The following is an 11,419-nucleotide window of genomic DNA, read 5'->3' on the forward strand; positions in this document are numbered from 1 at the left end:
TACCAGCTCTCTAATCCTCGAAAATAAAGAGTAGAACCCTTCTATGTTAACCACCCTTATGATGTTACTCGGTCTCTCTGGAACCGGCGCCGATCTCGATGAGATCGCCCGGGGTGAAGGGAGTGGTGGGCCAACTTCCGATCTAAGTCAGAGACAAAAACGTAGACTCAAACAAAGACAAGGTGACGAAACAAATCCTCCAGAACCAAAACGAAGTGGTGGCGGCGGCAGGTCTTCGCGGGATCCGAGTCCCAAAAAAGGAAGGGGAGAAGAACTTGGATTCCAAACAGAACCAAAGTCTCCTAAAACAAAAACAAAATCTTTATCAGATAAACTTTCCGAGTTACCAGAAATGGATGAGGAAGATGGAGAGCCATCGTTAGGTGGTGAAGAGTCCAAAAATCCATCTCGAAGGAAACGGGAAAAACAAAAACCACCCAAATCTTTAAGCGAACTTCCATTAGGTGATTTTGGAGAAGAATCTGTAGATTCTGAAAGTTCTCCTCAAAGGCCAAGAAGAGAAAATCCGGAAATTAGTTTTTCAGCTGATGATATCATTTCTAAAAATTCAAAGTATTCATTTCACAGAAGACCACTTCTCAATGCGGAAGCACTGGTGGAAGCGGAACAAGTGGAAGAAGCGATTGAAATCTTTGAACGAACGGGAAATCGAATCCCAGATCCTGGGATCAAAGAAAAAATCAAAAAGAACATCCAGGATTTAGAAGAGTTTTTAGAAGACAATCCTGCAAAGAGTCCTGACGATCCGAACAAGGATAGCGGAAAAAAAGGGAAAGATCCCCTACCAAAAGGGAAACCAAAACCTCCTGGCAGTGGCGAAACACCAGATAAAGATCTAAGTGATTTGGTGCATGCCTTAAAAGAGGTTTCAGAACTATTTGCAGAATCAATTGCACGTGCCATCCAATTTGCACAAAACTCACAACCACCTAACTTTCCAAACCTTCAGAAAGATGCACAGTTTCCACAACCTCAAAATATCGGTGACTTCCCTCCACCACCTCTTCCAAAAGAGAATCGGGAAACTCAATCTTCAGGTGGTCCTCAAATCAACCAAACTGTGGAAGGTGGAAACCAACTCGTTCACCCCATTGTATATCAGTTTTTACAGGGAAGCCCACCACCACAAAGTTTAAATCCAGCGCAGATTCAAAACCAGGACCAACTCTTACAATCGTTAAACGAAGGTTTGACGGCAGGTGCCCTCACACCCTCGGCCCCTGGAATGCAAGTTCCTCCAAGTGGATCTGGAATTGTCGGACCATTTTTTGTCCCACCAGAAAGTAAACAAAGGACAGAAGAAGAACGAAAACCTTTCGATTTACAAGAGTTAGCGGAGCAGATCTCTAAAAAAGATGTTTCGGAACTTGATTTACCTGAAGATACATTTTTTTCCAATGATTGGAAACAATTCAAAGACCTTCCTCTTGTTGATAGAAGGTCTGGCGAAGAACGAAGGAAAAACCCTGACCGTAGGACCAATTTAGCTGGCAGAAAGGATAGACGTTCTGGTGAAGATCGTCGTAAACGAGATCGATTCAAAGAAAGAGAAGAGTTCTTAAAAAACCAAGCCCTTCAAAAGTTAGAAAAAAAGGCAAAAGAATTTGAAGCAAAAGGGGAAGAAGCTTCCCTTAACGATTTACTTAAACCTTATTTTCCTGAACAACCAAACTTAAAGTTACCAGAGTCTTGGGATTTAGAATCGATTGGTTTACCAGATCCGAATGACATTCGACGAGATGAAAAGGAACCTCTACTCCATCCGAATGAAAGGAAGGTTTCCGACGAAGAACCAAACTGGTTCCAAGAGGCAACGGATTCCTTACGAAAAGAATTAGAACTCCCGGATCCAGTAGACCCACAAACTGATGAGTTGATATCTTCTAAGGTTGAACTCCCTGAATCAGTTGATCCTAATAAACATAAGTCGGAAACAATTATTGAAACGGATTTGCCCATCCAAGTGGAGTTAACAAACAGACCACTTGTTGCGGATGATATCAAAATCGGTTTGCCTGATGCAGACGAAGTATTCCGAGATCGGAAATTAAAAGAAGAGGCCGAGGCAAAAGAAGGTCCTTCCTTCGAAGATGTAGATGGGCCTGATATTGAAATTGTCGATGGGGACTTGGGAGAGATTGCAGAAGAAGAATCTCCTATGCCGCTCGATGAGATGGCAGAGAAGGCCACAGAAGATGAGCCTGAAAAAATCATCCACGGAGTTTTGGAATTAAAACCACCAGAAGCCGATGATGCACCATTTTTAACTCTGACATATGATTTTGGAAAAATCCCACATGCGTTTCGGTTGTCTAAAAATTATTCCATTATGGAATATTCTTATTATAAATACAAACCAATGCTCATGAAGGCACAAGAGTTTGCCCGTCGAAAGATGTTAAAAAATGCACTCAATTATTACCGCGTCATCAAATCACAAAATATCCCACCAGAACTACGTAAGATGATCAACCGTAACATCCGTGATATCACTGAGTTTATGGAAAAATTCCTCATGGCAAAAGGGAACTAATCTCTTTGTAAAGTAATGCTTAAATCTTTTGTCTATGGCTCAAAGGAGTTTCAATTTTAACTTATTCTTGACAACTTTGGTAATCATTCCAGTCTAACATTGGCTAGAGAGGGCACTCCGATGAGACTTACAAATCCATACTAGGTAAGCAAAAAACAAAATATCACTATTTCCACTTCTCTTATTCAAACTGGGACAAGACTTGCTTACCGTTTTCCAATGGAAACTTTTAGGAGCAGTTATATGTCCAAATCCCTTCGCATCCAAAACGGAACCTTTCGTTACGATACTCAATCTACACCAATCTTTGAAAACTTAACTGTCCACTTCTCACCCGGATGGACTGGGATCGTTGGCAGAAATGGTAGTGGTAAGACAACACTTGCCAAAATCCTTTTACGTGAACTGAGCTTAGACCAAGGCAAAATCGAAGGTGCAATCCATGTTTTGTATCTAGCCCAAGGCACAGAATTGGAACAGAAGGAACTGAGTGAATTTTTAAACGATGATACCAAAGAAACAGGTTTTTGGAAAAGTCGATTGCAAATCAAAATACATTCAGTCGAAGAATACCATACATTGAGTTTTGGCGAAAAACGTAAACTTCTCCTTTCCCATATACTATCGAAAGAACCTGAGGTTCTGATCCTTGATGAACCGACGAATCATCTGGATGCCAAAAGCCAAATGATTTTACGCCAGGCCATTTTGGCATATAAAGGGATTGGAATCTTAATTAGCCACGACAGGTCCTTGTTAGATGAGCTGACTACTTCCTGTGTTTTTTTAGAAAAAAATTTTATCGAGCAGAGGCCTGGGAATTATTCGGAAGGAAAACGGGAAAGAGATAGGGAAGCTCAAACAAGGATTCGCGAATGGCAATCCGCTAAAGTAGAAAGGAAAAAATTGGAGAAGGAATGGAAACGTAGAAGAGAAGAAGCAAGTCTTTCCCACAAGAAAAGGTCTAAAAAAGGATTGGATCTCCATGACCATGATGGTAGGGCCAAAAAAGATTTAGTTCGCGTTTCTGGAAAGGATGGTGTGGCTGGCCGTTTGAAAAACCAAATCGAACGAAGGACTGAGAGAAGTGCTGAAAAAGAAAAACTAACTTGGGAAACATTGCCAGAGAAAGAAACCATCGGTATCCAATGGCATAACCACCTAACAAAACGAAACCATTTGTTTCAATATGATGCAGAAAGTTTGGTTTTACCTTTTTTATCTTTAGAATTGCAGTTTCCTTTAAAAATTGGATCCTATGCAAGGATTGCCATCACAGGTGCGAACGGTTCAGGGAAGTCGAGTTTGTTACGGTATCTTTTGGAAAGTTTTGAAGATAAACAAATTACATCGGTTTATCTTCCTCAAGAATTTTCAAAACGAGAACTCACTGCCTTACTCCAAAAGTTCCGATCTTTCTCTGAGAAGGAACAAGCAGAATTACTTGCGATTGTCCATCGATTGGGAAGTGATCCCAAACGATTTTTAGAGTCAGAGGCCTTAAGTCCTGGAGAAGGGAAAAAATTAGCACTTGCGATGCAAATCGAAACCAAAGCGGACGTGATCCTCTTAGACGAACCAACAAACCATTTGGATTTAAAATCTGTAGAAGCTTTAGAGCACTCATTGCAAGGAACTCAGTCTGCACTTGTCTTTGTCAGTCATGATGCAACCTTCGTCAAAACATTGGCTCGTGAAGAGTGGGTTTTGGAAAACTTCCGGCTCACACAAAAACATCTAGACAGAATCTAAGGACTGTACTTAGAATAATTCTAAGGAGTGACATTATGCCACAAGTGACATCACATGCCCCTGATTTTAAAGCAACCGCAGTGATCGGGGACAGTTTCAAAGAAATCAAATTATCTGATTACAAGGGAAAATGGGTGGTACTCTTTTTCTATCCACTTGATTTTACATTTGTATGTCCAACAGAGATCATTGAATACGACGCAAAACTCGAAGATTTTAAAAAGATCGGAGCCGAAGTTTTGGGTGTATCAGTTGATAGCGAATTTTCACACTTAGCTTGGAAAAAAACGCCTAAAAAAGAAGGTGGTATTGGAGAGATCAAATACCCACTCATCGCGGACAAAACAAAAGAAATCGCAAAGTCTTTTGGTGTTCTCATTGAGTCTGGTCCTGATGCGGGAGTTGCGTTACGCGGAACTTTCATCATCGACCCACAAGGCGTGATCCGCCAAGCAACTGTTAACGACCTTCCAGTAGGACGTAACATTGAAGAAGCACTCAGACTCATCAAAGCTTTCCAATTTGTGGAAAAACACGGTGAAGTTTGTCCTGCGAACTGGGATGAAGGTAAAAAAACGATGAAAGCAGATCCTACTGGATCAAAAGCTTACTTCGCTTCTGTCAATTAATTGAACTTTCTCGAATAGAGAATGGGAGAACCAATGGAATCTACAACAAACATAGAAAAACCGAATGTCGAATTTTACCAAGCAAATAATTTTCCCAAGGGTTTGACACGTAAGGTTGTAGAGTCCATCTCCCATATTAAAAATGAACCGAGTTGGCTTGCTGAGTTTCGTCTCAAAGCATTTGAGGTGTATGAACAAAAACCAATGCCTACTTGGGGTTTTATCCCACAGTTTCAAATCAACATTGATGACTATGTCCATTATGTAGGTTCCAATCAAAAAAAGAAAAAATCTTGGGACGAAGTGGATCCTGAAATTTTACGTAGTTTTGAAAAATTAGGAATCCCTGAACACGAGCGCAAATACTTAGCAGGAATCGAAACCATGAACGATTCCGAAACCATTTATGCCAATGTTAAAAAAGAACTCACTGATTTAGGGATCATTTTCTGTGACATTGATACTGCCATCCGTGAATACCCAGAACTTGTCCGTGAGTATTTGGGAACCGTGGTCACAATTGGTGATAATAAATTTTCAGCTCTTAATTCTTGTGTTTTTAGTGGTGGTTCGTTTGCATACATTCCAAAAGGAGTCAAAACTCCAATGCCACTGCAGGCATATTTTAAAGTAACAGCCGCAAGTTCCGGACAATATGAACGAACACTTCTCATTGCTGATGAAGGTGCCCATTTGGAATATAGTGAAGGTTGCACCTCTGTCCAAGATAAAGGGACCAATTTCCATACAGCAGTTGTGGAACTAGTCGCCAAAAAGAATTCTAAAATCTTTTATACGACCATCCAAAACTGGAAAAAAAATATGTACAACTGGACCGTGAAACGTGGTATCTGCGAGGAAGCAGCTCACATCACATGGACAGATTGTAACATCGGTGCCAATACCATCAAGTACCCAGGGATCATTTTACAAGGGGACCATTCCACAGGGGATGTACTTTCCTTAGCCTTTGCGGGCAATGGCCAAGTGCAAGATACAGGAGCTCGTATCATCCACGTGGGTAAAAACACAAGATCTAATATCTTAGCAAAAGGGGTAGCCCTTGACGGTGGGATCAATTCCTATCGAGGTCTCGTGAAGTTTGAACCTTCTAGCAAAGGATCGTATAGCCATATCAAATGTGATGGGCTTATGATGGACAATCGTTCCCAATCGCATGCCTATCCATATAATGATGTATCTGGCGAAGAGGGAACTCTGAACTACGAGGCTACTGTTTCCAAAATTGACGATGACCAATTGTTTTACTTACAGTCTCGTGGGATGTCGGAAGACGATGCAAAACTTCTCATTATCAATGGGTTCTGTGAAGGTGTCACCAAACACTTAGATGTTGAATACTCAGTGGAGATGACAAAACTCATCCGTATGATCTTAGAAGATGGGAAAGTCATCGCCGAAACATAAGTTTTCAAAACTTCGATTTATTTTTTAAAAACAAAAACCCAAACGGCGGATGCGGCAATCAGAAGCCCAAGGGATTCTCTCACTTCCTCCACTTCCATTCCAAAGTAGGGAGCCTCTGTTGCATAGTAAACAGATAGGACAAGATACAATGGGATAATGGTATACCCAATCCATTTTGGCAATCGACGGAAAAAACGAATACCAGCAAGGATTGCGACTATGGCATAAATCGGAAACCATAAATAGGGATCTGGATCGTTCAGTTGCAGATACGCAAACAAAAGGAATAGAGGAATCGAGACTAAAGAGAAAAGTTTCATCACAGTTTCCAAAGTTTTTTGATTGCGGGTACAAATCCAAGCGAATTATCCTATGACAAGAAGACGTTGTATGAAAATCCAAATCATTGTTATTTTTTCCCTTCTTTCCTTTTCCCTTTCTTCCCTTGCCTGTGATGATTTTGGTCGTAAGATCTTAAAAACATTCAACAAAAAGTATGAGACCGATGGCAAAGTATTGGGCAGTAAACCAATCTTTATTGGACCCGATGCCAAACGGAAACAACTCACAATTTCCCTTCAGGAAGTAGTCAAAGTAAAGGAACCAACTGATATCCAATTCCCGCCGGGAGATAGTCCCTTTTTGTTTGTCTTGGAAAAGGCTGGGGACCTCATTTTGTTTGATCGAGAACAGAAGACCAAACGAGTGTTAAAGTCTTTTAAGGTAATCACAGATAGTGAAGAGGGTCTTCTTGGTTTTACCTTCCATCCCAAGTATCCCAAAGAACCTAAGGTTTATACACACACTGTCATCAATTCGTCAAATCGAGATATGACAGTGATTGCGGAATGGGAAGTTGAAAATCCAAGTTCCTTCGAGAAAATGGTTTTAAAAAACGAACGAGTGTTACTCGAGTTAGAACAACCCTATCCGAACCATAACGGGGGACAAATTAGTTTTGGACCTGATGGGCATTTGTACATTGGACTTGGCGACGGTGGATGGCGAGCGGATCCAAAAAATAACGGACAAAATCCAAACACTCTCCTTGGTTCTATTTTAAGGATATCACCTGTCCCTGATCCTAATGGGAAAAAACCGTATTCCATTCCTAAGGACAATCCTTTCATCGGAAAACAAGGGTTTTTGCCTGAAATATTTGCCTATGGGATTCGGAATCCTTGGAAGATGAGTTTCTCGCCTGACGGTCGTTTGATCGCTGCTGATGTAGGGCAAGATGCTTACGAAGAAGTAGACATCATTTTATCTGGAAAAAATTACGGATGGAACCAAACAGAAGGGTTTCATTGTTTTACAGATGGTTGTAATCCTACTCTTTACCAACCTCCATTTTATGAATATGGAAGGGATGAAGGTCAGTCAATTACAGGTGGGTATGTTTACACAGGATCTTCGATTCCAGAGTTAAAAGGCAAATACGTGTTTGGTGATTTTATCCAGGGGAAAATATGGGCGATTGACCTTCCAAAATCTGGAGAAAATAACAAAAGTACGGAAATCATTTCTCTTGGAAAGTGGAACATCCTGATTCCGAGTTTTGGTCAGGACAGTGACGGTGAAATCTTTGTTGCCGATTACCAAACAGGAACCATTTACAAATTAGGAAAACCGTAAACAATTGCATTTGGAATCAAACCAATTCAATTGTTGCAAATTTTAAAGTAGATTCATTTATGAAAAAATTCTTCTCTCAGATACCTTTTTACATTCGATTCCATCTCTTACTTGCTGGTCTTGGAATCGTTTTTTTAACTATCTATCGTGCCGCATTCTTTTTGATGTATTCCTATCGTATACATGACAAATCCTCTTGGATCATTCTGAAAGCATTTGTAAAAGGGGCAAGGTTTGACCTTTCCGTATTATGTGTGTTACTTGGATTTAGTTTAGTATATTCCTCACTCCATTTTTTAAATCGAAACAAGTGGTACAGAGCAGTTTGGAGGACAATCCCTGTTGTTTTTATTATCCTCTTATTGTTTTTACTCATCGCAGATTTGATCTACTATGAGAATGGGAACAAACACTTGGGATATGAGGCATTTGCTTACCTAGGTTTTGAAATGTTGCCTCTTGTGGGATCAGCATTCTCACAAAACCCATTATTGTTTTTACTCGGCTTACTTGTGATCGCAGGTATTGGTTTCGGAATTTATAAAATACAATCTAAATTCCCATACTCACACGTGAACCTACATTATAAATGGGCAGGTCTGCAATTTTTACTCGTCCTTGCCTTTCTTATACTTGGAATCCGAGGAGGGGTACAAACAAGCCCTCTCAGAACTAGTGATGCCATTATCACAAAAGAAACAATAATCAATGATTTGGTGTTAAACCCTGGGTTTACCGTCATCACTGACTTAAAGATGACAAAGGTGGATGACCGCCATTTTATGAAATTAGAAGAAGCTACCTCCTTAGTTCGAAAGGAAGTCGCTTATTCTGGTGCCGAATTTGTAAGTGAAGAATACCCACTTCTACGAAAAACAACTGTTAGCTCGGGGAAACAACTCCCTCATATCGTTGTTGTAGTGCTCGAGGGATGGACTGGAAAATTCATTGATATCATAGGAACGGGAAAAGTCGAAGGGAAAGTGGTCACACCTTACTTCAACCAACTCATCCGCCAAGGAATGTTCTTTAAACATTTTTTTGCCAGTGGGGGAAGGACAACCAATGGACTAATGGCCCTTATAGGAGGAATCCCAGACAGACCAGGCCTTACAGCAGTTCGCACACCCCAAATCCTCAACCGGTTTTCGGGACTTGGGAATATTGCAAAAACAATCGGATACCAAACTCTTTTTGTCACAGGTACTGACTTAAGCTTCAATAACAAGGGCAGTATCATGTACCATTGGGGTTTTGATACTCTTGTTGGCAAACAAGACTTAGAAAAAAATCCAGAGTATAAAACAGGGCCATGGAGTTACTTAGACGAAGCATCACTGGATGCGATGCACAAACGCCTGTTAAATGTAAGTCCAGAAAAACCAATTATTTCGGTGATCCATACGGGAACCACGCATTATCCGTACAAAGTCCCTGATGAAAAATACAGATTGTTTGGGAAAGACACCCAAGATAGTGAATACTTGAATGTTTTACATTATGCTGACTTTGCACTTGCAGAGTATATGGAAAAAGCCAAAAAAGCTCCCTACTTTAAAGACACTATTTTCTTTTTTGTATCTGACCATAGCCACCACCGCTTTCTCAATTATTATGAGGATAGAAACGTGCCACTCCTTATTTATGCTCCAGGAAAAATCAAACCTGAGTTAAGAGAGGACGTCACATCACAACTTGATCTGATCCCCACGATCCTTGGGTTTATGGAAAGGGAAGTATACTTCAGTGTCATGGGCCGAGACCTTCGCAAAGTAAAGGGATCTTCTGCGTATTTTGCGTATGGAAATATTTTTGGTTGGATAGAAGATGATTTATTATACTATCAATCTGTCGCAGGTGGGCAAGGGGAAACCAAAACCATCAAAGAACCATTTGTTGACCTTGGACTTTGTTATAAAGATTTGAATTTATGCAAAAAACATGCGGAGAAAACAAAAGCATATTTGAATTTAGGAGACGAACTACTGAAGTCGAACAAATTGTTCCCTTCAGAGTCCGCTCTTAAAGAATTAAAATCTAATACCAAGTATTAGAAATATTAGTCAAATCGAAGAAAGTCTTTCGTTTGAGGATGATCCATAATAAGGACACAAACGAAAGGCCAATGAGAGGGATGGCAAACATTGCAATATTCGGAATATTGGAATACACTAGTGTCAAAACAAAAGCAATAATAAACAGAACATTACGCACCACTTCGGTTCGTCTTGACCAACGTTTCATCTCCATGGTCCGATCAATGGAAAACAAACTAAAGATAATGACTGCTGAGAGGATGGCAAGGGTTGTCATGTCTTGTTCTAAATTGATTTTAGCTACTTTCCAAATCACAAGTCCCACTGCCATGAGTACTGCTGCTTGCAGCGCCACATATACCATCACACCCATTGGTGGTTTTGGATCATACTTTTCCGTATATGCTGGTTCTTTAAATACATCATCAGGCGTTTGTAAGTAAGTAGGTTTCCAACCCGGAGGCCCAAATATGGTTTTAAAAATATCACCAATCGACTTACATTTGAAGATTTGAAAGAGCATATCTTTAAACACGTGTAAGTTGACAGTAATCGGGTTAAAGGAATTGACTGGTTTTGTTAATCCATAAATTGGTTCGTCGGTTTCCCATTCAAAAGATCCAAACATCCGATCCCAAATAATAAATATACCACCATGGTTACGATCGAGGTATTTCCTTTGGGTTCCGTGGTGGACTCTGTGGTTGGATGGAGTCACCATAAACTCTTCTAGAAAACCAAGTTTTCCGATAAAACGAGTGTGGACGACAAATTGGTATACTTTTAAGATCCTGTGGCTTAGTAAAAACATCGCCCATGGAATTCCAAGGAGTGCCATCGCCAAAAAATACATGTATTCGAAAATCCTTTGTAATCCGTTCCCGCGGAAAGCGACAGAAAGGTTCATTTCTTGTGTGGAATGGTGGGTGACATGTGTGGCCCAAAACAAATTGATTTCATGACAATGTCTATGGAACCAGTAATAGATAAAATCAGCAAATACCACAGAAAATGTCCAAGCACCAAAAGCATGCCAATTCACGACAAAATTAGGTGAAAACTGGAAGGGACTTTCTAATGGAAAAAAATGATAACCAAGGGCAGATAAAGAATAATTCTTTTCGACAATATCATAGACATAGAGGGCTCCGATTAGGATGACCACTCCAACAAGTGCAAAGATCACACCTGTGCTCACATCAGCGATGAGAACATTCAAACGGTAAAACTCTTTGCCCTTCATATAAGAAACAAAAATTTCAATCCCGATCAGTGCGACCATGACGATAAAGGCGTATTCCATAAAGGCATCGCTATTCATGCGTTTATTTTCCTCACTAGTGACTAGGCTTTTGAATCATGTCCACTAAGTCAATGTCCATTTC

Annotated in this window: 8 protein-coding genes; 6 read left to right on the forward strand and 2 right to left on the reverse strand. The window is 40.3% G+C overall.

What is annotated here, in order from left to right; all coding sequences use genetic code 11:
* Positions 1–43 precede the first annotated feature (43 nt).
* The 4 genes from EHQ43_RS16635 to sufB all read left to right on the forward strand — a co-directional run bounded on the left by EHQ43_RS16635 (position 44) and on the right by sufB (position 6,363).
* A complete protein-coding gene (locus EHQ43_RS16635; protein WP_135771770.1) occupies positions 44–2,554 on the forward strand; it encodes a hypothetical protein in 2,511 nt (836 codons plus the stop codon).
* Positions 2,555–2,797: 243 nt separating this feature from the next.
* Positions 2,798–4,306, forward strand: coding sequence for an ATP-binding cassette domain-containing protein (locus tag EHQ43_RS16640; RefSeq protein ID WP_135771771.1), 1,509 nt, complete (start codon positions 2,798–2,800; stop codon positions 4,304–4,306).
* Between the two features lie 35 nt (positions 4,307–4,341).
* The gene (locus EHQ43_RS16645) at positions 4,342–4,935 is read left to right on the forward strand and encodes a peroxiredoxin (protein WP_100720598.1); all 594 of its coding nucleotides are present in this window, start codon (positions 4,342–4,344) and stop codon (positions 4,933–4,935) included.
* 33 nt (positions 4,936–4,968) lie between these two features.
* Positions 4,969–6,363 carry a Fe-S cluster assembly protein SufB gene (sufB, locus tag EHQ43_RS16650; RefSeq protein ID WP_135636695.1) on the forward strand — a complete coding sequence of 465 codons (1,395 nt, stop codon included), beginning with the start codon at positions 4,969–4,971 and terminating at the stop codon, positions 6,361–6,363.
* 17 nt (positions 6,364–6,380) lie between these two features.
* Here sufB and EHQ43_RS16655 read toward each other — a convergent pair whose 3' ends face one another.
* The gene (locus EHQ43_RS16655) at positions 6,381–6,683 is read right to left on the reverse strand and encodes a transmembrane 220 family protein (protein WP_135771772.1); all 303 of its coding nucleotides are present in this window, start codon (positions 6,681–6,683) and stop codon (positions 6,381–6,383) included.
* 70 nt (positions 6,684–6,753) lie between these two features.
* Between EHQ43_RS16655 and EHQ43_RS16660 the strand changes: the two genes are divergently transcribed.
* Entirely contained in the window at positions 6,754–7,998 is a 1,245-nt protein-coding gene (locus EHQ43_RS16660) for a PQQ-dependent sugar dehydrogenase (protein ID WP_135771773.1), read from the forward strand.
* Positions 7,999–8,057: 59 nt separating this feature from the next.
* The gene (locus EHQ43_RS16665) at positions 8,058–10,052 is read left to right on the forward strand and encodes an LTA synthase family protein (RefSeq protein WP_135771774.1); all 1,995 of its coding nucleotides are present in this window, start codon (positions 8,058–8,060) and stop codon (positions 10,050–10,052) included.
* On the opposite strand, the gene EHQ43_RS16670 is transcribed toward EHQ43_RS16665, so the two are convergent.
* Positions 10,036–11,316 (reverse strand): sterol desaturase family protein, encoded by a 1,281-nt coding sequence (locus tag EHQ43_RS16670; protein ID WP_244242864.1) that lies wholly within the window; start codon positions 11,314–11,316, stop codon positions 10,036–10,038. The two genes, EHQ43_RS16665 and EHQ43_RS16670, sit on opposite strands and share 17 nt — an antisense overlap.
* Positions 11,317–11,419 lie beyond the last annotated feature (103 nt).

It is taken from the genome of Leptospira bouyouniensis (assembly GCF_004769525.1).
Taxonomy (GTDB): domain Bacteria; phylum Spirochaetota; class Leptospiria; order Leptospirales; family Leptospiraceae; genus Leptospira_A; species Leptospira_A bouyouniensis.

Coding starts and splice junctions, on each gene's coding strand:
- EHQ43_RS16645 (WP_100720598.1), top strand. CDS start 4,342: ATGCCACAAGTGACATCACATGCCCCTGATTTTAAAGCAACCGCAGTG.
- EHQ43_RS16660 (WP_135771773.1), top strand. CDS start 6,754: ATGAAAATCCAAATCATTGTTATTTTTTCCCTTCTTTCCTTTTCCCTT.
- EHQ43_RS16655 (WP_135771772.1), bottom strand. CDS start 6,683: ATGAAACTTTTCTCTTTAGTCTCGATTCCTCTATTCCTTTTGTTTGCG.
- EHQ43_RS16665 (WP_135771774.1), top strand. CDS start 8,058: ATGAAAAAATTCTTCTCTCAGATACCTTTTTACATTCGATTCCATCTC.
- EHQ43_RS16640 (WP_135771771.1), top strand. CDS start 2,798: ATGTCCAAATCCCTTCGCATCCAAAACGGAACCTTTCGTTACGATACT.
- sufB (WP_135636695.1), top strand. CDS start 4,969: ATGGAATCTACAACAAACATAGAAAAACCGAATGTCGAATTTTACCAA.
- EHQ43_RS16635 (WP_135771770.1), top strand. CDS start 44: ATGTTAACCACCCTTATGATGTTACTCGGTCTCTCTGGAACCGGCGCC.
- EHQ43_RS16670 (WP_244242864.1), bottom strand. CDS start 11,316: ATGGTCGCACTGATCGGGATTGAAATTTTTGTTTCTTATATGAAGGGC.